The organism is Mesorhizobium neociceri, from assembly GCF_013520985.1.
Lineage (GTDB): Bacteria > Pseudomonadota > Alphaproteobacteria > Rhizobiales > Rhizobiaceae > Mesorhizobium > Mesorhizobium neociceri.
In genome coordinates this window covers 566,823-588,830 of the sequence record NZ_JACDTY010000001.1, presented here as the reverse complement: position 1 = coordinate 588,830, position 22,008 = coordinate 566,823, and the positions used below count along the sequence as shown (strand labels likewise).

22 protein-coding genes and 1 riboswitch are annotated in these 22,008 nt (G+C 65.6%); of the genes, 15 read left to right on the top strand and 7 right to left on the bottom strand.

Going from position 1 to position 22,008, the window contains the following annotated elements; all coding sequences use genetic code 11:
* Position 1: 1 nt before the first annotated feature.
* Genes H0241_RS02725 through H0241_RS02700 form a run of 6 tightly spaced genes read right to left on the bottom strand, consistent with a single transcriptional unit; the run spans position 2 to position 4,432 of the window.
* Positions 2–1,288 (bottom strand): NADH-quinone oxidoreductase subunit E, encoded by a 1,287-nt coding sequence (locus H0241_RS02725; RefSeq protein ID WP_181055883.1) that lies wholly within the window; start codon positions 1,286–1,288, stop codon positions 2–4.
* Positions 1,289–1,310: 22 nt separating this feature from the next.
* Entirely contained in the window at positions 1,311–1,682 is a 372-nt protein-coding gene (locus H0241_RS02720) for a hypothetical protein (RefSeq protein WP_181055882.1), read from the bottom strand.
* A gap of 2 nt (positions 1,683–1,684) precedes the next feature.
* Complete coding sequence (locus tag H0241_RS02715) at positions 1,685–2,875, bottom strand: NADH-quinone oxidoreductase subunit D (protein WP_181055881.1); 1,191 nt, start codon at positions 2,873–2,875, stop codon at positions 1,685–1,687.
* A 9-nt stretch (positions 2,876–2,884) separates the two neighbouring features.
* Complete coding sequence (locus H0241_RS02710) at positions 2,885–3,490, bottom strand: NADH-quinone oxidoreductase subunit C (protein ID WP_181055880.1); 606 nt, start codon at positions 3,488–3,490, stop codon at positions 2,885–2,887.
* 4 nt (positions 3,491–3,494) lie between these two features.
* Positions 3,495–4,076, bottom strand: a complete 582-nt coding sequence (locus H0241_RS02705; protein ID WP_095087216.1) for a NuoB/complex I 20 kDa subunit family protein — start codon at positions 4,074–4,076, stop codon at positions 3,495–3,497.
* A complete protein-coding gene (locus H0241_RS02700; RefSeq protein ID WP_112394699.1) occupies positions 4,067–4,432 on the bottom strand; it encodes an NADH-quinone oxidoreductase subunit A in 366 nt (121 codons plus the stop codon). Before H0241_RS02700 ends, H0241_RS02705 begins: the two co-directional genes overlap by 10 nt.
* A 333-nt stretch (positions 4,433–4,765) precedes the next feature.
* Between H0241_RS02700 and H0241_RS02695 the strand changes: the two genes are divergently transcribed.
* The 8 genes from H0241_RS02695 (at position 4,766) to H0241_RS02660 (ending at position 14,878) form a co-directional block, all read left to right on the top strand.
* Positions 4,766–5,965, top strand: a complete 1,200-nt coding sequence (locus tag H0241_RS02695; RefSeq protein WP_181055879.1) for a winged helix-turn-helix domain-containing protein — start codon at positions 4,766–4,768, stop codon at positions 5,963–5,965.
* Positions 5,966–5,994: 29 nt separating this feature from the next.
* A riboswitch (cobalamin riboswitch) is annotated at positions 5,995–6,199 on the top strand.
* 38 nt (positions 6,200–6,237) lie between these two features.
* On the top strand, positions 6,238–6,663 hold the full coding sequence (locus tag H0241_RS02690; RefSeq protein WP_181055878.1) for a DUF1636 family protein: 426 nt from the start codon (positions 6,238–6,240) through the stop codon (positions 6,661–6,663).
* A gap of 2 nt (positions 6,664–6,665) precedes the next feature.
* A complete protein-coding gene (cobW, locus tag H0241_RS02685; protein ID WP_181055877.1) occupies positions 6,666–7,703 on the top strand; it encodes a cobalamin biosynthesis protein CobW in 1,038 nt (345 codons plus the stop codon).
* An 18-nt stretch (positions 7,704–7,721) separates the two neighbouring features.
* Positions 7,722–11,243 carry a cobaltochelatase subunit CobN gene (locus tag H0241_RS02680; RefSeq protein ID WP_181055876.1) on the top strand — a complete coding sequence of 1,174 codons (3,522 nt, stop codon included), beginning with the start codon at positions 7,722–7,724 and terminating at the stop codon, positions 11,241–11,243.
* Positions 11,240–12,721 carry a precorrin-3B synthase gene (gene cobG, locus H0241_RS02675; RefSeq protein ID WP_181055875.1) on the top strand — a complete coding sequence of 494 codons (1,482 nt, stop codon included), beginning with the start codon at positions 11,240–11,242 and terminating at the stop codon, positions 12,719–12,721. Before H0241_RS02680 ends, cobG begins: the two co-directional genes overlap by 4 nt.
* 2 nt (positions 12,722–12,723) lie before the next feature.
* Positions 12,724–13,356 carry a precorrin-8X methylmutase gene (locus tag H0241_RS02670; protein WP_181055874.1) on the top strand — a complete coding sequence of 211 codons (633 nt, stop codon included), beginning with the start codon at positions 12,724–12,726 and terminating at the stop codon, positions 13,354–13,356.
* The gene (locus H0241_RS02665; RefSeq protein ID WP_181055873.1) at positions 13,353–14,117 is read left to right on the top strand and encodes a precorrin-2 C(20)-methyltransferase; all 765 of its coding nucleotides are present in this window, start codon (positions 13,353–13,355) and stop codon (positions 14,115–14,117) included. Before H0241_RS02670 ends, H0241_RS02665 begins: the two co-directional genes overlap by 4 nt.
* A complete protein-coding gene (locus tag H0241_RS02660) occupies positions 14,114–14,878 on the top strand; it encodes a precorrin-3B C(17)-methyltransferase (protein ID WP_181055872.1) in 765 nt (254 codons plus the stop codon). The genes H0241_RS02665 and H0241_RS02660 overlap by 4 nt, the downstream gene beginning before the upstream one ends.
* On the opposite strand, the gene H0241_RS02655 is transcribed toward H0241_RS02660, so the two are convergent.
* Positions 14,842–15,609: a cobalt-precorrin-6A reductase gene (locus H0241_RS02655; protein WP_181055871.1), complete on the bottom strand. Its 768-nt coding sequence runs from the start codon at positions 15,607–15,609 to the stop codon at positions 14,842–14,844. The two genes, H0241_RS02660 and H0241_RS02655, sit on opposite strands and share 37 nt — an antisense overlap.
* A gap of 1 nt (position 15,610) precedes the next feature.
* On the opposite strand from H0241_RS02655, the gene cbiE reads away from it, so the two are divergent.
* The 7 genes from cbiE to cobT are packed head-to-tail and all read left to right on the top strand — an operon-like array spanning position 15,611 to position 21,908.
* Positions 15,611–16,846, top strand: coding sequence for a precorrin-6y C5,15-methyltransferase (decarboxylating) subunit CbiE (gene cbiE / locus H0241_RS02650; protein ID WP_181055870.1), 1,236 nt, complete (start codon positions 15,611–15,613; stop codon positions 16,844–16,846).
* On the top strand, positions 16,843–17,229 hold the full coding sequence (locus H0241_RS02645; protein WP_181055869.1) for a cobalamin biosynthesis protein: 387 nt from the start codon (positions 16,843–16,845) through the stop codon (positions 17,227–17,229). Before cbiE ends, H0241_RS02645 begins: the two co-directional genes overlap by 4 nt.
* Positions 17,226–17,990 carry a precorrin-4 C(11)-methyltransferase gene (gene cobM / locus H0241_RS02640; protein ID WP_181055868.1) on the top strand — a complete coding sequence of 255 codons (765 nt, stop codon included), beginning with the start codon at positions 17,226–17,228 and terminating at the stop codon, positions 17,988–17,990. The genes H0241_RS02645 and cobM overlap by 4 nt, the downstream gene beginning before the upstream one ends.
* The gene (gene cobA, locus H0241_RS02635; protein ID WP_181055867.1) at positions 17,987–18,799 is read left to right on the top strand and encodes a uroporphyrinogen-III C-methyltransferase; all 813 of its coding nucleotides are present in this window, start codon (positions 17,987–17,989) and stop codon (positions 18,797–18,799) included. The genes cobM and cobA overlap by 4 nt, the downstream gene beginning before the upstream one ends.
* Positions 18,796–20,109 (top strand): cobyrinate a,c-diamide synthase, encoded by a 1,314-nt coding sequence (locus H0241_RS02630; RefSeq protein WP_181055866.1) that lies wholly within the window; start codon positions 18,796–18,798, stop codon positions 20,107–20,109. The genes cobA and H0241_RS02630 overlap by 4 nt, the downstream gene beginning before the upstream one ends.
* Complete coding sequence (cobS, locus tag H0241_RS02625; RefSeq protein WP_181055865.1) at positions 20,106–20,873, top strand: adenosylcobinamide-GDP ribazoletransferase; 768 nt, start codon at positions 20,106–20,108, stop codon at positions 20,871–20,873. Before H0241_RS02630 ends, cobS begins: the two co-directional genes overlap by 4 nt.
* 24 nt (positions 20,874–20,897) lie before the next feature.
* The gene (gene cobT, locus H0241_RS02620) at positions 20,898–21,908 is read left to right on the top strand and encodes a nicotinate-nucleotide--dimethylbenzimidazole phosphoribosyltransferase (RefSeq protein ID WP_181055864.1); all 1,011 of its coding nucleotides are present in this window, start codon (positions 20,898–20,900) and stop codon (positions 21,906–21,908) included.
* Positions 21,909–22,008 lie beyond the last annotated feature (100 nt).

Sequence of the window (22,008 nt, the reverse complement as noted above, 5' to 3'; positions counted from 1 at the left end):
CTCAGACCGGCTTCTTGCCGAAGACGCGGATGTATTCGGCGACGCCGCCCTTGGCGAGCGCCTTGGCTTGGCCGACCCAGTCGTCGCGGTCGATGCGGCCGTGGAAGGCGAGATAGCCGTCCACCCAGTCGCGCTCTGCCTTCTTCCACGAAGCGACCTGCGCGAAGGTGAAGATGCCCAGCGTGTGCAGGATGCCTTCGATCTTCGGGCCGACGCCGGAGATCAGCTTGAGATCGTCGACCGCCGCCGGCCTGTCGATGCCGGCCGGACGGTTCTTGTCCTCGAGCGACGGTTTTGCCGGCTTGGCGGCTGGAATCTTGACTTCCGGCGCCTTGAAGGCAGTCGCCGGCTCGGCTTTGTTCCTGGGGCCGCTGCGCTGTTTCGAGACCTCCTCGACTTCCGGCGCAGCCAGATTGGCATTGGCAGCCGAATGCAGCGGTGCGGCAACGCTCGCTGCTTTTTCCACCTCGGGCGCGACCTTGACCGGCGATGGCGACTTCAGAGCCGGACTGGTCTCTGGAGCATCGGTCTTTGGCTTGCCGGCCTTGGACGGCGCAACCGGCGCTACGGCCGGCGCCTGCGAAACCGTAGCGGCCGGCGCAACTGCGGCTGGCGCCGCTTTGGCAGCCTTGGTCGCCGCTTTGGCTTCCTTGTCGCGGGTCGACTTCAGGATCGCCTTTTCGCTCTTCAGCGTCGTCAGGCCGGGGGCCGGCTCCGAGCCGGTGCGGCCGTTCTGCGGTCCCGTGGGAACCGTGGCACCCTTGCCCGCATCGTAAAGATCGATGATTTCGGCCAGCCGTTCCGGCGTCAAATCCTCGAACGTATCCTTGAAGACCATCACCATCGGCGCGTTGACGCAGGCGCCAAGGCACTCGACCTCCTCCCACGACAGCGTGCCCTTGTCGTTGGTGTGGAACTGGTCGTGATGGATTTTCGAGCGGCACACATCCATCAGCGCTTCCGAACCGCGCAGCATGCAGGGCGTGGTGCCGCAGACCTGGATATGCGCGCGGGTGCCGACCGGATTGAGCTGGTACTGCGTGTAGAACGTCGCAACCTCAAGCCCGCGAATGCGCGGCATGCCGAGCATGTCCGAAATCGTCTCGATCGCCGCTTTGGTGACCCAGCCTTCCTGCTCCTGCGCGATCATCAGCAAGGGAATGATCGCCGACTGCTCGCGGCCCTTCGGATATTTCTTGATCCATTGCTTGGCCACCGCCGCATTCGCCCGGTTGAAGGCGAAGGTGGCTGGCTGGACGCTGGCTTCTGCGAGACGGCGGACTGACATGGAGTTTCGCTTTTATGTTTTCTTATTGAAGTGAACTGGAGACGCGATAGCAGTTCTCAGATTGCCCTATCACGCACACAAACTCTTCTTTACCGCGCTTCAGGCGGACATACTCATCATACCGATCATCAACCCAAGAGACACAGTAAGGCCTCGGCCGGCCGGGCACCTGGGCTACGAACGTCTCGATCGGGCACGCCGGACGGGAATGAATAACAAAATCCTGATCCATCGGCGCGTGCCTCTCGTATGTGCGCCCCATCAACAAGTCACCTTCAGCGACCAGCTCAAACCCGATCTTGACCAAGTCTCTCGACAGCAGCCGACCATCGGGACCCCAAGCAGGAACCTGGGTCGCCATTGCCAGAACCGCTGCGGTGACAAGAGCATTCATTGCTACCGATCGACCTCACCAAAGACGATATCGAGTGAACCCAACACGGCGGTGACGTCGGCCAGCATGTGGCCGCGGCAGAGGAAATCCATGGCTTGCAGATGCGCGAAACCGGGGGCGCGCAGCTTGCAGCGGTAGGGCTTATTGGAGCCGTCGGAGACGAGGTAGACGCCGAATTCGCCCTTCGGCGCTTCGACCGCGGCATAGACCTCACCGGCCGGCACGCGATAACCTTCGGTGTAGAGCTTGAAGTGGTGGATCAGCGCTTCCATCGAGCGCTTCATCGCCTGGCGCTTGGGCGGCACCACCTTGCCGTCGAGGTTCGACACCGGCCCGACGCTTTCCTTGCCGAGCAGCAGATCGACGCACTGGCGCATGATCTTGGCCGATTGACGCATCTCTTCCATGCGCACGAGATAACGGTCGTAGCAGTCGCCGTTCTTGCCGATCGGGATGTCGAAATCCATCTCGGAATAGCATTCATAGGGCTGCGACTTGCGCAGGTCCCAGGCAGCACCGGAGCCGCGCACCATGACGCCGGAAAAGCCCCAGGCCCAGGCATCGGCCAGCGACACCGTCCCAATATCGACATTGCGCTGCTTGAAGATGCGGTTTCCAGTGAGCAGCTTGTCGAGATCGTCGAGCGACTTCAGGAACGGGTCGATCCACTTGCCGATGTCCTCGACCAGCTTCGCCGGCAAATCCTGATGGACGCCGCCCGGACGAAAATAGGCGGCATGCATGCGCGAACCCGAGGCGCGCTCATAGAACACCATCAGCTTTTCGCGCTCGACGAAGCCCCACAGTGGCGGTGTCAGCGCGCCGATATCCAGCGCCTGCGTCGTCACATTGAGGATGTGCGACATGATGCGGCCGATCTCGCAATAGAGCACGCGGATCAGCTGGCCGCGCTTCGGCACTTCGATGCCGAGCAGCCGCTCGGCGGCGAGCGCGAAGGCATGCTCCTGGTTCATCGGCGCGCAATAGTCGAGCCGGTCGAGATAAGGTATCGCCTGCAGATAGGTCTTGTGCTCGATCAACTTTTCGGTGCCGCGGTGGAGCAAGCCGATATGCGGATCGACGCGATCGACCACTTCGCCGTCCAACTCAAGCACCAACCTCAAAACACCATGCGCTGCAGGGTGTTGAGGTCCAAAGTTGATGTTAAAATTGCGGACGGAGGTTTCGGCCATTCTGGCGCCTCAATTCGTCTTGGCTTTTTCATCGCCCGGCAGGACGTAGTCAGTCCCTTCCCATGGCGAGAGAAAATCGAAATTGCGGAATTCCTGCTTGAGCTCGACCGGCTCGTAGATCACCCGCTTGGCTTCGTCGTCGTAGCGGACTTCGACGAAACCGGTCAGCGGGAAATCCTTGCGCAGCGGATGGCCCTCGAAACCATAGTCGGTGAGAATGCGGCGCAGGTCCGGATGGCCGGAGAACAGGACGCCATAGAGATCATAGGTCTCGCGCTCGAACCAGTCGGCGCCGGGATAGACTGATGTCAGCGACGGCACCAGCGTCTCTTCGTCGGCCTGGACCTTGATGCGGATGCGCAAATTCTGCTTCGGCGACAACAGGTGATAGACGACATCGAAGCGCTTGGCCCGCGACGGATAGTCGGCGCCACAGACATCGATGATCGAGATGAACTGGCAGCCTGCATCGTCGCGCAGGAAGGTCGCCACGTCGATAAGGTCACCGGGCTCAACAGAAATGCCGAGCTCGCCATAAGCCAGCACCGCGTCTTTGACACGGCCCGGCAGCTTTTCGCCGAGATAGGTCGACAGTTCGCTCAGGGATGCGGCCATGGATTTACCGTTCGATCGTGCCGGTGCGGCGGATTTTCTTCTGCAGCAGAAGAATACCGTAGAGGAGCGCTTCGGCGCTCGGCGGGCAGCCGGGCACATAAATGTCGACGGGCACGACGCGGTCACAGCCGCGCACCACCGAATAGGAATAGTGGTAATAGCCGCCGCCATTGGCGCAGGAGCCCATCGAGATGACGTAGCGCGGCTCCGGCATCTGGTCGTAGACCTTGCGCAGCGCCGGCGCCATCTTGTTGGTCAGCGTTCCCGCGACGATCATGATGTCGGACTGGCGCGGAGACGCGCGCGGCGCAACACCGAACCGCTCCGAATCATAGCGCGGCATCGAGGTGTGGATCATCTCGACGGCGCAGCAAGCCAGGCCGAACGTCATGAACATCAGCGAGCCGCTGCGTGCCCAGGTGATCAGCGCCTCGGTCGAGGTGACCAGAAAACCCTTGTCGGCGAGTTCATTGTTGATCTCGAGGAAGAACGGATCGTCAGAACCGACCGGGCGACCGGTATTGGGGTCGATCAGGCCCTTGGGCTTGGGCGCGACGAGCGTACCGGAACTGTCGTTCAATCCCATTCCAGCGCTCCTTTTTTCCATTCATAGGCAAAACCGATGGTCAGCACCGCCAAAAACACCATCATCGACCAGAAACCGAGCATGCCGATCTTCGAGAACGACACCGCCCACGGGAACAGGAAGGCCACTTCCAGATCGAAGATGATGAACAGGATCGACACCAGGTAGAAGCGGATGTCGAACTTCATGCGGGCATCGTCGAACGAGTTGAAGCCGCACTCATAGGCGGAGAGCTTTTCCGGATCGGGATTGCGGTAGGCCACCAGGAACGGCGCGATGATGAGCGCCAGGCCGACGACCGCCGCCACGGCGATGAAGAGGACGATGGGCAGGTACGAACTGAGCAATGCGTTCATGCTGCGGCTTTCCGTTGGCGGCCAATCCACTTTGATTACAGCAACCAACCCTAATGCGGAAGCGTGACAGTTTAACCGCTGAACCGTTTTAGGTGCCTTTGCTGCAACGCGGCGAGGGTTAGCGCAGGGCTTTGAGCGAAGCAAGTCAAACCTTGTTCAAAAGAGGGTGCTGGACGGCAGTTCGGGAAAAACTGGTCCGATCCCCTCCTGTTTGATTTCCTTCACATTTTACTCCACTTTTGTCTCCTGACATGTCTCCCGCCACAAGCCTGCTAGCATCGCCGGAATCACCGGCTAAAAATACGCGGACAGGACCAGGGCAAAGGCATCTTGATGAAGGACAAAATATCACTCGCCATGGCCAGGCGCATTGCCCTTGGGGCGCAGGGTTTTACCGACCCACGGCCGGGCGGCATACCCGACCGCCGCCACCTCGCCCGCGTACTTTCGCGCACCGGCCTGCTGCAGATCGATTCCGTCAGCGCGGTGGTGCGCGCCCATTATATGCCGCTCTATTCGCGGCTTGGCCCCTACCCGCAGGCTTTGCTCGACAATGCCGCCGTCACCCGCAAGCGCACGGTGTTCGAGTACTGGGCGCACGAGGCCTCCTTCCTTCCGGTCGAGACCTGGCCGCTGATGCGCTGGCGTATGCAACGCGCCGAGCAGGGCGACGAAATGTATCTCGGTCTCGCCAAATGGGGCCGCGAGCACGCTGTCTATATCGAAGAGATCTACCGCGCGGTTGCCGACCGTGGCCCGATCGCCGCTTCGGCTCTGGAAGGCCAGAAGGGCTCGGGCGGTTGGTGGGGCTGGAGCCACGCCAAGCATGCCTTCGAATGGCTGTTCTGGGCCGGCCGCATCACCACGGCGCACCGCCGCGGCTTCGAGCGTTTCTACGACCTGCCCGAGCGCGTGCTGCCGCAGGCGATCCTCGATCTGCCGGTGCCGGCCGCCGAGGACGCACACCGCGAATTGCTGCGCATTTCCGCCCGCGCCCATGGCATCGCGACATCGGGCGATCTGCGCGACTATTTCCGCCTGTCGCCGGCCGACATGAAGGGCCGGCTGGAGGAACTGGTCGAGTCGGGCGAACTGCTGCCAGTGCGCGTCGAAGGCTGGGACAAGCCGGCTTTCCTTCACCGGGACGCGCGCCTGCCGCGAAAAATCGAAGCCCGCGCCCTGCTGGCACCCTTCGATCCTGTCGTCTTCGAACGGTCGCGCAGCGAGCGCCTGTTCGATTTCCATTACCGCATCGAGATCTACACCCCTGCCGACAAGCGCCAGTATGGCTACTACGTCCTGCCCTTCCTGCTCGGCGACAGGATCGTGGGGCGGGTCGACCTCAAGGCCGACCGGCCTGCGAGTGTCCTACGCGTCCACGCCGCCTACGCCGAGCCCGGCGCGCCGCCTGGAACCGCCGCTCAACTCCTCGAAGAATTGAAGCAGATGCAGGGCTGGCTTGGCCTCGAGCGCATCGAAGTGACGCCGGCTGGCGGTCTGGGTCGGCCTTTGGCCGACATTGCCATGTCGTAGCCGTGCGTTGACTTCCACTACCCTAACCGCCTAAATCCGGTCCAGACGGTCCCCTGCCCGCAACGGCAAGGGCCAAGAGGGAATGCGGTGCGGGATTTCGATCTCAAATCCGCGGCTGTCCCCGCAACTGTAAGCGAAGAGCCAAGGCCGAAAGCCACTGGGTAACACCGGGAAGGCGGCTAACCAAGGCGATGACCCGCGAGCCAGGAGACCTGCCGTCTGAGACAAAGTATCCGATCGCCTGGCGGGTTTCCGGGCAAGGAGCCCGGTTTTTGGACCAGAACAGCAGTTTTTCGGCTGGCACAGCGGATGTTTCGTCCGCCGATGGTGACGCCTTGTCCGGCGTGACCGTCATCGTCTGCGCCTCCTGCCGCGATGAGACCGGCTCCGACGCCCATCCGCGCGCCGGCGAATCGCTGGCTGAGGACACGCGCCGCGCCGCTGCCGGCGATGTCCGGGTCCGCACCGCCGAATGTCTCGGCAATTGCAAGCGCCGCCTGAGCGCCGCGATCCTGCGTGACGGCTGCTGGAGCTATGTCTTCGGCGACCTGACCACGAACAGCGGCGCCGACCTCGTCACCGGCGCAAAGCTCTTCGCCACCTCGACCGACGGCCTCATCCCCTGGCGCGGCCGGCCCGATAGCCTCAAGCGCGGCCTCGTTGCCCGCATCCCGCCCCTCGACATGCTGAAGGACTGATCATGACCGCATCTGTATCCCGTGTTCCCTGCACCGTCGTCACCGGCTTCCTCGGCGCCGGCAAGACGACGCTGGTCCGCCATCTCCTGGAAAACGCCGGCGGCAAGCGCATTGCCATCATCGTCAACGAGTTCGGCGACATCGGCATCGACGGCGAAATCCTCAAAGGCTGCGGCATCGACACCTGCCCGGAGGAAAACATCGTCGAACTCGCCAATGGCTGCATCTGCTGCACCGTTGCCGACGATTTCGTGCCGGCGCTCGACAAAATCCTCGCACTGACACCAAGGGTCGACCACATCCTGATCGAAACCTCCGGCCTCGCTCTGCCCAAGCCGCTAGTCCAGGCGTTCCAGTGGCCGAGCGTGAAGAGCCGGGTGACGGTCGATGGCGTCATCGCCGTGGTCGACGGCCCGGCTCTGGCCGAAGGCCGCGTCGCCAACGACATGGACGCCCTGCAGGCGCAGCGTGTCCAGGACGAGACGCTCGACCATGACGATCCGGTCGAAGAGGTATTCGAGGACCAGATCGCCTGCGCCGACCTGATCATCCTGTCGAAGAGCGATTTGATGGATTCAGCCGGTTCGGCCCGCGCCAACGCCATTATCAACGAACACTCTGCCCGCGCCGTGAAGATCGTATCGACCGCGCATGGCAAGGTCGATCCTTCCGTACTGCTTGGCCTCGGCCTCGCCGTCGAGGACGATATCGAGAATCGCAAGTCGCATCATGACGGCGCCTTCGACCACGAGCATGACGATTTCGACACCTTCATCGTCGACATCCCCTCGATTGCCAATCCGGACGAGCTCGCAAAGCGGGTCGCCACCGTTGCCGAAGAAGAGAATGTGCTGCGTGTGAAAGGCTTCGTCGATGTCGGCGGCAAGCCGATGCGGCTTTTGCTGCAGGCCGTCGGCCCGCGCGTCAATCACTACTATGACCGCGCCTGGACGGCCGAGGACGACCGCCGCTCGCGCCTCGTCGTCATTGGCCTGAAGGGGCTGAACCGCCCGGCGATCGAGCGTATACTCGCCGGCTGAGGCAAAACACGAACCACGATGCACATCCTCACCACCACATCCGCCTCGCTCGACGATCTCGCCGAGCCTGTCGATCTCAGGCAGACGCCGGCGGATATCGTGGCGCTATCCTTCACCGACAGCGACCTCGCCGGACTGGCGGCGGCGTGGAAGGCTGACGCCGGTGGCCTGCCCTCGATGCGGCTAGCCGCGTTACGTGATTTGCGCCACCCGATGTCCGTCGACCTCTGGGTCGACAGCGTCGCCCGCCACGCCAAGGTCATCCTGGTGCGCATCCTCGGCGGCTACGACTGGTGGCGCTATGGCTGCGACCAGCTTGCCGCGACGGCTCGTGGACGGGGCATAAAACTGGCGCTGCTTCCCGGCGAGAGCCACGACGAGGATCTCAGGCTGATCGAAGCCTCGACGCTGCCGCGCGCGGAATTGGATGCCTTGCTTGGTTATTTCCGCGAGGGCGGGCCGGAGAATATGACGGCGCTGATGCAGCGGCTGGCGGGGCTGGCCGGGTCGGATGTCGCGGCGGCTGAGCCGGTTGCCGTGCCGAAAGCCGGGTTTTATGAGCCGGGCCGTGGCGTCCTCCCCCTCCCCCTCGAGGGAGACGGAAAGGTCATCCCCATCCTCTTCTACCGCTCGATGTTGCTGGCCGCCGACATCGCGCCTATCGACGCGCTTTTTGATGCACTCCGCCAGCGCGGCATCACCCCTGTTCCAATCTTCGTCTCCAGCCTCAAAGACCCAACCTCCCTCGCCTTCGTCGAAACAGCACTTGCCTCGCTAAAACCCGCCGCCATCATCACCGCCACCGCCTTCGCCTCCGGTGCCGAACCCGGCGTCGAAACCCTGTTCGACCGTGCCGGAGTGCCTGTCTTCCAGGTCATTGTCGCCACCACCCGCCGCGACGTCTGGGACAACAACCAGCGTGGCCTGGCACCCGCCGACCTTGCCATGCATGTCGTGCTGCCCGAACTCGATGGCCGCATCCTCGCCGGCGCCATTTCCTTCAAGGGTGAAAGCGAGACCGACCCCGCGCTCGGCCACCGCGCCTTCGCCAACCGGCCGGAGCCGGATCGCGTCGCGCAGGTGGCGGACAGGGTAGCGGCCTTTCTCAAGCTGAAGCAAACGTCGCGCGCAACGCGCAAGCTCGCTATCCTGATTCCAGACTATCCGAGTGCGCCCGGCCGCACCGGTTATGCCGTGGGCTTGGACGTGCCGTCGAGCGTGCTGGCCATGCTGCATGACCTGAAGGAGCAGGGCTATGGCGTTGAAGGGATTCCACAAACGCCGCGTGAGTTGCTGGATGCGTTGGAGCGGGGCGGCGATGGGTTGGGGCTGGAGGAGTATCGGGACTTTTCGAAGAGCCTGCCAGCAGCTGCAATTGCCGCGGTAGAGGCGGCATGGGGAAAGGCTGAAGGCGAGACAGGTTTGCGCAAGGCGCCCCCCTCTGTCCTGCCGGACATCTCCCCCTCAAGGGGGGAGATTAGCGGTTCCGTCGCCGCTGTCATTCCTGTGGCGTTGGCGATTGACGAAGGCCGAGACGAAGGAACAATCTCCCCCCTTGAGGGGGAGATGTCCGGCAGGACAGAGGGGGGTGTTCAAGCGCCGACCTCAGCCCACTTCCCCTTCCGCGCCGCCACCTTCGGCAATGTCACCGTAGCGCTGGCCCCCGACCGCGGCCGCTCCGCCGATCGCCGCGCCGACTACCACGACCCGACGCTCCCCCCGCGCCACGCCCTTCTCGCTTTCGGCCTGTGGCTGCAAAAATCGCTCGGCGTCCATGCGCTGATCCATGTCGGTGCTCACGGCACACTGGAATGGTTGCCGGGCAAGACAGTCGCGCTTTCCCAAAACTGCTTCCCCGAGATCGTCACCGGCTCGCTGCCCGTGATTTATCCCTTCATCGTCTCCAACCCCGGCGAGGCGGCGCAAGCCAAACGGCGCATCGCGGCCGTCACACTTGGCCATCTGCCGCCGCCGCTGACCGGCGCGGGCTTGGACGAAGAGCAGCACAAGCTCGAACGGCTGGTCGACGAATACGCCCAGGCCGACGGCCTCGACCGCCGCCGCCGCGACCGGCTGGCCAGGCTGATCGTCGACACGGCCCAAAAGACCGGCCTCGCCTCCGAAGCCGGCGTCGCCAGGACCGACGCGCCCGACGAGGCGCTGCGCCGCATCGATGCCTGGCTCTGCGACCTCAAGGATTTCGCCATCAAGGACGGTCTGCACATCTATGGCCGTGCACCTGACGACGAGCCCGACGCCATGCGCCGGCAAAGCGCCGAAGCCGAGAAGTCGGCACTGCTCGCCGCGCTCGACGGCCGCCACGTCAAGGCCGGCCCGGCCGGCGCGCCCGCGCGCGGTCGCTCCGACGTGCTGCCGACCGGCCGCAACCTCTTCACCTCCGACCCACGCACCATGCCGACGCCGACCGCCTATGACCTCGGCAAAGCAGCAGCGGAAGAGGTCGTGCGCGGCTATATGCAATCGCACGGCGACTGGCCGCGCTCGCTGGTCATCGATCTCTGGGGCTCGGCCTCGCTGCGCACCGGTGGCGAGGAGATTGCGCAAGGCCTGGCGCTGATGGGCTGCCGGCCGCAATGGGATTCTTCCACCGGCCGCATCACCGGCATCGAGGTGCTGCCGCCGGCCACACTCGGCCGCCCGCGTGTTGATGTCACCTGGCGCATATCCGGCCTGTTCCGCGACATGTTCCCGACCCAGATCGCGCTGATCGACGCCGCCGCCAACGCCGTTGCCGCCCGCGACGAGGACGATTCGGAAAACCCGCTCGCCGCCAAAACCCGCGCCGATGGCAAGATCAGCCCGCGCATCTTCGGCACCTCGCCCGGTACATACGGCGCCGGCATCGAGGACCTTTTGTCGAGCGGCGACTGGGGCGCACGCGAAGAGATCGGCCGCGCCTATCTCGATGCCACATCGCATGCCTATGGCGGCGCCGAGGGCGAAGGCATCGCTTCGCCCGGCGCGTTCGAGACCCGCATCGCCGAGGCCGATCTGCTGGTCCACACTGGCGACGATCCCGGCCGCGATATTCTCGAAGGCTCTGCCGATGTCGCCTTCATCGGCGGCTTTTCGGCAGCGCTTGCGGCGCTGGGGCGGAATGCCGACGTCATCGTGCTCGACACCACGGACCCGCAGAAGCCAAAGCCGCGCTCGGTCAGCGAGGCTGTATCGCGGGTGGTGCGCGCCCGCGCCGTCAATGCCCGCTTCATATCAGGCCAGATGCGCCACGGCCCGCGCGGCGCCTCGGAATTCGCCGAGACCGTCGACCGTCTCATCGGCTTTGCCGAAACCACGCAGGCCATTTCAGGCGCCCTGATCGAGGCCGTGCATGACGCCTATGTCGGCGATCCCGACGTCCGTGCCTTCATCCTGCGCGAAAACCCGGCCGCCGCCAAAGTCATCGCCGAGCGCTTCCTGTCGGCGCGCCGGCGCGGCCTCTGGCATCCCCTGCGCAACTCCATCGACGACGACCTCGCAGCCTTGATTGCCGAGGCCGAGGCGCTCGGGGTCGCGGCATGAACGCCTTCCCGCGTCGCGGCGCCTGCCCGGCTTTGTCTGCGCCGATGCAGACCGGCGACGGCCTGCTGGTGCGGCTCAACCCGGTCGCGGGAGGATTGTCGCCGAAGCTTCTGATCGGACTCGCTGAATCGGCTCTGCGCTACGGCAACGGCATCATGGAAGTGACCGCGCGCGGCAGCCTGCAGATACGCGGGCTGACGGCGAATAGCGCAGCATTGCTCGCGGCGGAGGTCGATGCGCTGGGGATAGCAGTGCGTACGGGGGTGCCGGTCGAGACCGGTCCGCTGGCGGGCATCGATCCGCGGGAGGTCGCCGATCCGCGGCCTTCGGCTGAGCGGATCAGGGCGGCGGTTGAGGAGGCTGGGCTGACGCCAAGGCTCGGACCGAAGGTGTCGGTGGTTGTCGACGGTGGCGGGCAATTGACGATGGATGCGGTGACGGCTGATGTGCGGCTGAAGGCGGTGCGGGCCAGCGCTGGAATTCAGTGGCAGGTGTCCGTCGCGGGTGACGGGCAGACCGCGAGGCCGCTCGTCCTTGCCGATGAAAGTGCGGCGCGCGACATCACGGTTGCTGCTCTAAGGATGATTGCAGAGAAGGGCCAGGAGGCCCACGCGAGGGATTTGTCGGAGAGGCAATTGGCTTCTCTCGCGGGTTGGCATTCCGTCGCGCCCCCCCCTGTCCTGCCGGACATCTCCCCCTCAAGGGGGGAGATCAGCAGCTCCTCTGCAGGCACTCCAACTGCAGCGTTGATGATTGGCGAAAGCCGAGGTGAAAGCTCAATCTCCCCCCTTGAGGGGGAGATGTCCGGCAGGACAGAGGGGGGCGCGAAGGATCGCCGGCCTATCGGAACTTTCGAGCTGAACGCAAACACCACGGCCCTCGGCATCGCTCTCCCCTACGGCAGCATGCCAGCCGAAAAACTCATCGCCCTCACCCAACACGCCCTCGCCCTCGGCGCCACCGAAATCCGCCTCGCCCCCGGCCGTGCCCTGCTCTTCCTCGGCCAACCATCAGCCGCCAACCGCCCCCTCCAAGCCGCCGCCACCGCCCTCGGCTTCGTCACCTCCCCCACGGACCCGCGCACCCGTATCGCCGCTTGCCCCGGCACGCCTGCCTGCGCCTCCGGCCGCATCGCCACCCGCGACATCGCTGAAACCATTGCCGCCGAAAACGCCGACATCCTCGACTTCACCCTTCACATTTCCGGTTGCGCCAAGGGCTGTGCGCATCCCGGTCCGGCGGCGCTAACAATTGTCGGCGGCGAAAACGGAGCCGGACTTGTCGTGAACGCGACGGCAAAGGCCCTTCCTGCGGGCTACAGGCCGGGCTATGACGCCGCGCGCGGCATCAGTCGCGTCGCTGCGATGGTCCGCAGCGCACGATATCAAGGCGAAACCGCCGCCCACTGCCTGATAAGGCTCGGGCCGGCGGCAATCGCCGAGGCTTACCGACAGGCCCAAACTGAACAACGGAAATAAGCATGGCCGCCTACGACTACATCCATGACGGCAACGCGATCTACGAGCGCTCTTTTGCCATCATCCGCGCCGAGGCCGACCTGTCGCGCTTTTCCGGGGCCGAGGCCGATGTCGCCATCCGCATGATCCATGCCTGCGGCCAGGTCGAAGCCGCCAGCCATTTTGCTTTCTCCAGCGATTTCGTTGCCGCCGCCCGCGCCGCTTTGGCAGCCGGCGCGCCGATCTTCTGCGATGCCGAAATGGTCTCGCATGGCGTCACCCGTGCCCGCCTTCCGGCCGGCAATGAGGTGATCTGCACCTTGCGCGACGCACGCACGCACGACATCGCCAAGGCGATCGGCAACACCCGCTCGGCCGCGGCAATCGACCTCTGGGGCGAACGCATGGCGGGCTCCGTCGTGGCCATCGGCAACGCGCCGACCGCGCTGTTCTATCTGCTGGAAAAACTGCGCGACGGCGCACCGAAGCCGGCGGCGATCATCGGCATGCCTGTCGGCTTCGTCGGTGCGGCCGAATCCAAGGACGCGCTGGCCGAGAATTCCTATGGCGTGCCCTATGCCATCGTGCGCGGCAGGCTCGGCGGCAGCGCCATGACCGCCGCCGCGCTCAATTCCCTGGCGAGGCCCGGCCTGTGAACGCGCTCCCCAAAGGCCGGCTCGTCGGCGTCGGCACCGGTCCCGGCGATCCCGAACTGCTGACGCTGAAGGCCGCCCGCGTCCTGGCCGAGGCCGACGTCGTCGCCTATTTCGCCAAGCGCGGCAACAACAGCAATGCCCGCGCTATTGTCGAGGCGCGCTTCCGCCCGGATATGCTGGAAATGCCACTGCTCTATCCCCTCACCACCGAGATCGACAAGGATCACGACGACTACCGCTCGCAGATCACCGATTTCTACGAGCAGTCGGCCGAGCAAGTCGCCGAACACCTCGAAGCCGGCCGCATGGTTGCCGTGCTGTCGGAAGGCGATCCGCTGTTCTACGGCTCCTACATGCACCTGCATGTGCGGCTCGCCCATCGCTTCCCGACCGAAGTCATCCCCGGCGTGACCGCAATGTCCGGCTGCTGGTCGCAGACCGGCGTGCCGATCGTCCAGGGCGACGATGTGCTGACGGTTTTGCCGGGCACGATGAGCGAGTTCGAACTGACCCGCCGGCTGGCCGATACCGATGCCGCCGTCATCATGAAGGTCGGCCGCAACCTGCCCAAGATCAGGCGGGCGCTGGAAGCAACCGGCAAGCTCACCCGCGCTGTCTATGTCGAGCGCGGCACCATGGCCGGCAGCGTCTCGATGCGGCTCGCCGACAAGCTCGACGACAAGGCGCCGTATTTCGCCATCGTGCTGGTCGCCGGCTGGTCCGGCCGGCCTGGCGCTATGGGAATGGGAGCCAAGCCATGAGCGGCCGCCTCACCGTTATCGGCCTCGGGCCCGGCAATGCCGACCAGGTGACGCCGGAGGCCAGCCGCGCCGTGGCGGAAGCAAAGTTCTTCTATGGCTACAAGCCCTATCTCGACCGGCTGGAACTGCGTGCGGATCAGACGCGCGTTGCCTCCGACAATCGCGAGGAACTCGCCCGCTCCAAGGATGCGCTGGTCAAGGCCGCCGAGGGCCATGACGTCGCTGTCGTTTCCGGCGGCGACCCCGGCGTATTCGCCATGGCGGCGGCGGTGTGCGAGGCGATCGAGGCCGGCCCGACCGAATGGCGCTCGGTTGACGTCGCCGTCGTTCCGGGGATTACCGCCATGCTGGCGGTCGCCGCTCGCATCGGCGCGCCGCTCGGCCATGATTTCTGCGCCATCTCGCTGTCCGACAATCTGAAGCCGTGGGACCTGATCGAACTGCGCCTGCTCGCGGCCGCCGGCGCCGGCTTCGTCATCGCGCTCTACAACCCGATCAGCAAGGCACGCCCCTGGCAGCTTGGCCGCGCCTTCGAATGCCTGACCGCCATCCTGCCCGGCACCACGCCGGTGATCTTCGGCCGCGCCGCCGGCCGTCCGGACGAGCGCATCGAGGTGTTTCTGCTGGCCGATGTCGAGGCGGAAAAGGCCGATATGGCGACCTGCATCATCATCGGCTCGCCGGAAACAAGGATCATCAAGCGCGGCGACAAGCCGGCGCTGGTCTACACGCCGCGCTCCGCGACGGGGTCGAGCAAATGATCGGCCAGCGCGGCGAGCTCATCGACGGTTTCAGCCGAAGGCACGCCCGGCAGGACGGGCCTGCGCACCATGACCACCTCGATGCCGAGTGCCCGCGCCGCGGCGATCTTGCCATAAGTGGCCTCGCCGCCGCTGTTCTTGGACACGACGACATCGATGCGGTGCTCCAGGAGCAGTGCGCGTTCGTCCGCCTCGCGAAAAGGTCCGCGCGCCAGCAGGTAAGCCGCATCCGGCACCGCCAGTTTGGGTTCGACCGGATCGACGCTGCGGATGAGATAATGATGCTGCGGCGCCACCTCGAAAGCCGCGACCTCTTGCCGACCGAGCGCCAGGAAGGCGCGGCGCGGCGCCGTTCCAAGCGCCAGCACGGCATGCCCAACCGTATCCACCAGCGTCCAGCGGTCGCCGTCGACAGGGTTCCAGCCGGGACGGCGCAACGCCAGGATCGGCACGCCAGTCATTTGCGCGGCCTGTGCGGCATTGGCGGAGATTTGCGCGGCATAAGGATGCGTGGCGTCGATCAGCAGGTCGGTGCCCGTCCCCTTGAGATAGGCGGCCAGCCCGTCGGCGCCGCCAAATCCGCCGCTGCGCACCGGTACGCCTTGCGCCACCGGACTTTGGGTGCGGCCGGCCAGCGACAAGGTGACAGAAAGATCGGCGCGCGCGGCCAGCTTTCCCGCCAGTTGCCGGGCTTCGCTGGTGCCGCCAAGGATCAGAATGCGGTGGGTCATCATGCCTGCTGATGCTATGCGCCGCGCCAAACCGAAATGGCTGACCGTGATCGGCATCGGCGAGGACGGTTTAGCGGGTCTCGGCGACGAGGCCAAGCGGCTGATCGCGGAGGCCGAATTCGTCTTCGGCGGCAAGCGGCATCTGGCGCTGGTCGCTTCGCTGACCAAGGGCGAGCCGCGCCCTTGGCCGGTGCCCTTCGATGCCGGCATGGCTGATGTGCTGGCGCTTGCCGGCCGGCAGGTCTGCGTGCTCGCCTCCGGCGATCCGTTCTTCCACGGTGTGGGCGCCACCCTTGCCCGCAAGGTGAAGCCTGAGCAGATGCATGTCATCCCTGCCCCCTCAGCCATTTCGCTTGCCGCCGCTCGGCTTGGCTGGGCACTGCAGAACATCGAGACCGTCTCGCTGCATGGCCGGCCGCTCGACCTGATCCGGCCGCTGCTGCAGCCCAAGACCCGCATCCTGGCGCTGACATCGGACGGCGATGCGCCTGCTGCAATTGCGCGCCTGCTCACCGAACTCGATTTCGGCACTTCGCGGCTGACGGTTCTTGAGGCGCTGGGCGGGCCAAACGAGAAGCAGCGTTCGGCCCGCGCCGATGCCTTCGATCTTAGAGATATCAATCCGCTCAACGTGCTGGCGCTCGAACTTGAATCGATACCGGAAGCCCGCATCCTGCCGCTGACCGTTGGCCGCGCCGATCATCTGTTCGAGCATGACGGCCAGATCACCAAGCACGATATCCGCGCCATTACCCTGTCGGCGCTGGCGCCGAGGCGTGGCGAGTTGCTGTGGGACATCGGCGCCGGCTCCGGCTCCGTCGGCATCGAATGGATGCTCGCTCACCCCTCGATGCGCGCCATTGCCATCGAGGCCAACAGCGATCGTGCCGCCCGCATCGCCCGTAACGCCGCCCATTGTGGCGTTCCCGGCCTTGTCGTGGTGGAAGGGTCAGCACCCAAGGCACTTGCCGGGCTGGCCACGCCGGATGCGATCTTTATCGGCGGCGGCGGAAGTGATGCCGGCGTGTTGAACGCCGCCATCAAGGCGCTGCGCGCCGGCGGCCGTCTCGTCGCCAATGCCGTCACGCTGGAGATGGAAACTCTGCTCCTCGCCCAGCACACAAAGCGCGGCGGCGATCTCACCCGCATCGCCATCGCGCGGGCTTCGCCGGTCGGTTCGATGCAGGCCTTGCGGCCGGCCATGCCGGTCACCCAATGGAGCTGGGTGAAGCCATGATGGTCGCGGGCATCGGCAGCCGGAAGGGCGTGAGCGTCGAAGACGTGCTGGCGGCGATCGAAACCGCCCTCGAAGCGCATGGGCTGGCGATGACGGCGATTTCGGCACTGGCCACTGCCGCGCTGAAGAAGGACGAAGAAGCGATCGCTGCCGCCGGCCGCGCGCTGAACCTTCCGGTCATCATCGTCGATGATTCAGCACTTCAGGCAGCCTCGCCGGGGACGCTAAGCAACTCCGGCCTCTCGCAAGATCTCGCCGGTACACCCTCGGTCTCCGAAGCGTCGGCTCTTGCGGTTGCCGGCGCCGGTGCAAGATTGCTCGGCCCTCGCAGCGTGCTCGGCCCGGTCACCTGCGCCATCGCCATCAGCGGAGATGCGCCATGACCGTTCATTTTATAGGCGCCGGTCCCGGGGCTGCCGACCTCATCACACTGCGTGGTGCAAAACTCCTGGCAAGCTGCCCGGTCTGCCTGCATGCCGGTTCGATCGTCGCGCCGGAATTGCTGCAGCATTGCGCGCCGGGCACGAAACTGATCGACACCGCGCCGATGTCGCTCGACGAGATCGAGGCGGAATATGTCGCTGCCCACAAGGCCGGTCACGATGTCGCCCGCTTGCATTCTGGCGATTTGTCGGTGTGGAGCGCCGTGGCCGAGCAGATCCGCCGGCTGGAAAAGCACGGCATCCCTTACACGCTGACACCGGGCGTTCCCTCTTTCGCCGCTGCGGCCGCCGCCCTTCGCCGCGAACTGACCATTCCCGAAGTCGCCCAAAGCCTGGTGCTGACCCGTGTCTCCGGCCGCGCCTCCAAAATGCCGCCGGGCGAAACGCTGGCCGGCTTCGGCCGCACCGGCGCCACGCTGGCCATACATCTCGCCATCCATGCCATCGACCGCGTCGTCGCCGAATTGACGCCGCATTATGGCGGCGATTGCCCGGTGGCGATCGTCTTTCGTGCCTCATGGCCGGACGAACGCGTGCTGACGGGCACGCTAGCGACCATCGAGGCGCTGCTCGCCGCCGATCCGATGGAGCGCACGGCGATCATCTTCGTCGGCTCTTCGCTGGCGGCGGAAGGGTTTGGCGAGAGTTCATTGTACGACGCCCACTATCAGCGGCGTTTTCGCGGACGGGACGGATTGTGAGCGGCAAGACCAACAGCGAAAACGCCACGTTCGAACTGGCGCTTGCGCGGCTGAATTTCAAGCCGAAGCGGCTTGAGCCGGGCCATGTCTGGCTGGCCGGCGCCGGTCCCGGCGACCCCGGCTGCCTGACGCTGGAAGTGCTGGCGGCTTTGGCCGAAGCCGACGCGCTGGTCTACGACGCGCTGGTCTCGCCTGACGTTGTCGCCGTTGCCGAAAAGGCCGAGCTGTTCTTTGCCGGAAAACGCGGCGGCAAACCATCGATGAAGCAGGACGACATCACCGCTCTACTGGTGCGGCTGGCGCGCGACGGCCGCCGCGTCCTCAGGCTGAAGGGCGGCGATCCCTATATTTTCGGCCGCGGCGGCGAAGAGGCGCTGGCGCTGGCGCGGGAAAATATCCCGTTCCGCGTCCTGCCCGGCCTGACATCGGGTTTGAGCGCGCTGGCTGCCATCGGCATTCCCGCCACCATGCGCGGCATCAACAAGGCGGTCATCCTGGCGACCGGACACGCCGCCGGCACCGACGACGATCTCGACTGGGCGGCAATCGCCCGCACCGGCCAGCCGGTGGTCATCTATATGGGCATGGCCAACCTGCCCACCATCGCCGCGTCGCTGCTCGAAGGCGGGCTGGCGCCATCGACACCGGCGGCGGTCATCGTCTCGGCGACGACGCCGCAGGAGCGAACCGTCGTCGCCACGCTCGCCACCATCGCCGAGGCGGCAGCAGAGGCGGGGCTCGCCTCGCCGGCGCTGATTGTCGTCGGCGGCATCGTCGCCATGCGCGCGGCACTGGCGGGCGAGCAATGACCCGCGCCATCATCATCGGCGCACCGCGCTCCGGCTCCGGCAAGACCAGCGTCACCATCGGCATCTTGCGCGCGCTTGCCCGGCGCGGTCTGAAAGTGCGCGGCGCCAAATCCGGCCCCGACTATATCGATCCCGGTTTTCACACTGCGGCGACGGGGCTCTCCGGCGTCAATCTCGACAGCTGGGCGATGTCGCCCGACCTGCTCAACGCGTTGGCCGGCAACGCCACCGAGGATGCCGACTTCATTTTCCTCGAAAGCGCCATGGGCCTGTTCGACGGAATACCGGCTGCCGAAGGCCGAACCGGCTCGGCCGCCGATCTTGCGCGGCTCTACCATCTGCCGGTGCTTTTGGTGCTCGACGTCTCCGGCCAGTCGACGACGGCGGCCGCCGTCACCAAGGGTTTTGCCACTTACGACCCCGATGTGCGCATGGCTGGCGTCGTGCTCAACCGTCTCGGCAGCGAGCGCCACCGCAAGCTGTGCGGCGAGGCCATCGAAGCGCTTGGCCTGCCGGTCGTCGGCGCCATCCTTCGCGATCCCACGCTGAACCTGCCCGAGCGTCATCTCGGCCTCGTCCAGGCCGGCGAATATGATGACTTGATGGCGCATCTTGATCGTCTCGCCGACATGGTCGAACGCTCGCTCGACCTCGACGCCATCATGGCGCTGGCGGCGCCATTTTCGCCGGCATCGGGCAGTTTCGAAAACGCCTTGCCGCCGCCCGGCCAGCGCATCGCGCTTGCGGAAGACGCCGCCTTCACCTTCCTCTATCCGCACGTCGCCGCTCACTGGCGCAAGGCCGGCGCGGAGATCGTGCCGTTCTCACCGCTCGCCGATGAAGCGCCGGCGCAGGACTGCGATGTCTGCTGGCTGCCCGGCGGCTATCCCGAGCTTCATCCCGGCCGTCTCGCGGCGGCAATGCATTTCCGCGCAGGCATGGCAAGGTTTGCCGCGAGCAAGCCCGTCCATGGCGAGTGCGGTGGCTTCATGGTGCTGGGCGAAGCGCTGGAGGATGCGTCTGGCGAAACCCACGTAATGCTCGGCATGCTCGGCCATTCCACCAGCTTTGCCAAACGCAAGATGAACCTCGGCTACCGCGAGGCGCGATTGCGCGCAGCCTGTCCGCTGGGGGCGCAAGGCGCTGTGATTCGCGGTCATGAATTCCACTATGCGCAGATGACTGCGACCGGCAATGACGAGCCGCTGGCCGACCTTGCCGACGGCCAGGGCAATCCGCTCGGCGCCTCCGGCTACCGGCGCGGCCATGTCAGCGGCACCTTCTTCCACGCCATTGCGAGGGGTGGATGAGCACAGTCCCCTCGCCCCGGCAGGCCCTCGACGACATCGCGCTCTGCCTCGTCTTCTTCACAAGGTTGCCGCTGCCGGTGTTCGACTTTCGCAGCCGCAGCCTTGCCGATGCGATCTGGGCGGCCCCCATCGCCGGCCTCGCGGTGGCGGTGGTTGGCGCCGTCGTCTACGCCATCGGGGTAAAGCTCGGCCTTGCCGCCGGTCCGGCGGCGGCGCTCACGCTTGCCGCAACGCTGCTCGCCACCGGCTGCCTGCATGAGGATGGGCTGTCGGATGTCGCCGACGGTTTTGGCGGCGGCAGGACGTCTGAGAAAAAACTGGAGATCATGCGCGACAGCCGCATCGGGGCTTACGGTGCCTCGGCCCTTGGCCTGTCGCTGCTCATCCGCTGGAGCGCGCTGTCGCAACTCGCCAATCCGACCAGCGTTCTCTTCGCGCTCATCGCCGCCCATGCCGCCTCGCGCGGCCTGCTCGGCGCGTTCATGCATCTGGCGCCGCCGGCGCGCAGCGACGGCCTGTCGGCCGGCGCAGGCACCGTCTCGGCACAGACTGCTGTTCTCGGCGCCGGGCTCGGCGCCGCAGCACTTCTGGCGCTCGGGCTGGGCGGTGCCTTGGCCGCGCTGATCCTGCTGGCGCTGGTGTTCAGCGCCTTGCGTGCGCTCTGCCTTAACCAGATCGGTGGCCAGACCGGCGATACGATCGGCGCCCTGCAGCAAATCGGCGAGGTCACTGTTCTGCTCGTCGCATCCGTTTCCCTCACCTGAATCACTTCCGGAGATCGTTCCCCCATGCCCTTCAAATCGCTTGATGAACTGCGCGCCGCCTGTCTCGACCTGCCCACCGGCAGCGATAGCGCGGCCAATGCCGTCGCCCGCCGCCAGGACACGCTGACCAAGCCGCAAGGCAGCCTTGGCCGTCTGGAAACCATCGCCGCCTGGCTGGCGCGCTGGCAGGGCCGCGACATGCCCAAGCTCGACCGTGTGAAGGTTTTCGTCTTCGCCGGCAACCATGGCGTGACAGCGCAAGGTGTGTCGGCCTTCCCATCCGAGGTCACCGTGCAGATGGTGGCGAATTTCGCCGGCGGCGGTGCCGCCATCAACCAGCTTGCCCGCATCGCGGGTGCGGAACTCGACGTCATCCCGCTCGACCTCGACCATCCGACTGGCGACTTCACGCAGACAGCAGCAATGGACGAAAAGGCCTTCCTCGCCGCTGTCTCGGCCGGCTATGACGCGGTGACGAAAGACCTCGACCTCGTCTGCTTCGGCGAAATGGGCATCGGCAACACCACGCCGGCGGCCGCCATTTCGACTGCCCTGTTCGGCGGCGGTGCTGAAAAATGGACCGGGCGCGGCACCGGCGTCGACGATGCCGGCCTGAAGCGCAAGGTCACCGCCATCGAAGCCGGCCTCAAGCGCCATGCCGACGCGCTGTCCGATCCGCTGAAGATCGCCGCCGCCCTTGGCGGCCGCGAATTGGCCGCCATCTTCGGCGCCACGCTTGCCGCGCGCCGCAACAATGTGCCGGTGCTGCTCGACGGTTTCGTCTGCACGGCTGCGGCGGCACCTTTGGCGCGGCTGCACCCGTCTGGCCTCGCCCACACAATCGCCGCCCATGTCTCGGCCGAATCCGGCCACCGCCGCCTGCTCGAAGCGCTCGGCCTGCCGCCGCTGCTCGACCTCGGCATGCGACTCGGCGAAGGCTCCGGCGCCTGCCTCGCCGTCAACATCGTCCGCTCGGCGCTGGAGTGTCACGCCAGGATGGCTAGTTTTGCCGAGGCCGGTGTGTCGGAGAAGTAAACGCCTGCAAGGGTGTGGCAGAGCACACCCACGACGCCCCAGCCGCCCATTCACACAACAAAAAAGCCTCGCCGAAGCGAGGCTTTGAAGAACGTACAGT

What these genes read in the sequence shown, in the direction of transcription:
- H0241_RS02660 (WP_181055872.1), top strand. Translation starts at nt 14,114, where the DNA reads ATGAGCGGCCGCCTCACCGTTATCGGCCTCGGGCCCGGCAATGCCGAC.
- H0241_RS02715 (WP_181055881.1), bottom strand. Translation starts at nt 2,875, where the DNA reads ATGGCCGAAACCTCCGTCCGCAATTTTAACATCAACTTTGGACCTCAA.
- H0241_RS02725 (WP_181055883.1), bottom strand. Translation starts at nt 1,288, where the DNA reads ATGTCAGTCCGCCGTCTCGCAGAAGCCAGCGTCCAGCCAGCCACCTTC.
- H0241_RS02680 (WP_181055876.1), top strand. Translation starts at nt 7,722, where the DNA reads ATGCACATCCTCACCACCACATCCGCCTCGCTCGACGATCTCGCCGAG.
- H0241_RS02645 (WP_181055869.1), top strand. Translation starts at nt 16,843, where the DNA reads ATGATGGTCGCGGGCATCGGCAGCCGGAAGGGCGTGAGCGTCGAAGAC.
- H0241_RS02700 (WP_112394699.1), bottom strand. Translation starts at nt 4,432, where the DNA reads ATGAACGCATTGCTCAGTTCGTACCTGCCCATCGTCCTCTTCATCGCC.
- cobG (WP_181055875.1), top strand. Translation starts at nt 11,240, where the DNA reads ATGAACGCCTTCCCGCGTCGCGGCGCCTGCCCGGCTTTGTCTGCGCCG.
- cobS (WP_181055865.1), top strand. Translation starts at nt 20,106, where the DNA reads ATGAGCACAGTCCCCTCGCCCCGGCAGGCCCTCGACGACATCGCGCTC.
- cobM (WP_181055868.1), top strand. Translation starts at nt 17,226, where the DNA reads ATGACCGTTCATTTTATAGGCGCCGGTCCCGGGGCTGCCGACCTCATC.
- H0241_RS02695 (WP_181055879.1), top strand. Translation starts at nt 4,766, where the DNA reads ATGAAGGACAAAATATCACTCGCCATGGCCAGGCGCATTGCCCTTGGG.
- cbiE (WP_181055870.1), top strand. Translation starts at nt 15,611, where the DNA reads ATGCCTGCTGATGCTATGCGCCGCGCCAAACCGAAATGGCTGACCGTG.
- H0241_RS02630 (WP_181055866.1), top strand. Translation starts at nt 18,796, where the DNA reads ATGACCCGCGCCATCATCATCGGCGCACCGCGCTCCGGCTCCGGCAAG.
- H0241_RS02720 (WP_181055882.1), bottom strand. Translation starts at nt 1,682, where the DNA reads ATGAATGCTCTTGTCACCGCAGCGGTTCTGGCAATGGCGACCCAGGTT.
- H0241_RS02655 (WP_181055871.1), bottom strand. Translation starts at nt 15,609, where the DNA reads ATGACCCACCGCATTCTGATCCTTGGCGGCACCAGCGAAGCCCGGCAA.
- H0241_RS02710 (WP_181055880.1), bottom strand. Translation starts at nt 3,490, where the DNA reads ATGGCCGCATCCCTGAGCGAACTGTCGACCTATCTCGGCGAAAAGCTG.
- H0241_RS02670 (WP_181055874.1), top strand. Translation starts at nt 12,724, where the DNA reads ATGGCCGCCTACGACTACATCCATGACGGCAACGCGATCTACGAGCGC.
- cobT (WP_181055864.1), top strand. Translation starts at nt 20,898, where the DNA reads ATGCCCTTCAAATCGCTTGATGAACTGCGCGCCGCCTGTCTCGACCTG.
- H0241_RS02705 (WP_095087216.1), bottom strand. Translation starts at nt 4,076, where the DNA reads ATGGGATTGAACGACAGTTCCGGTACGCTCGTCGCGCCCAAGCCCAAG.
- cobW (WP_181055877.1), top strand. Translation starts at nt 6,666, where the DNA reads ATGACCGCATCTGTATCCCGTGTTCCCTGCACCGTCGTCACCGGCTTC.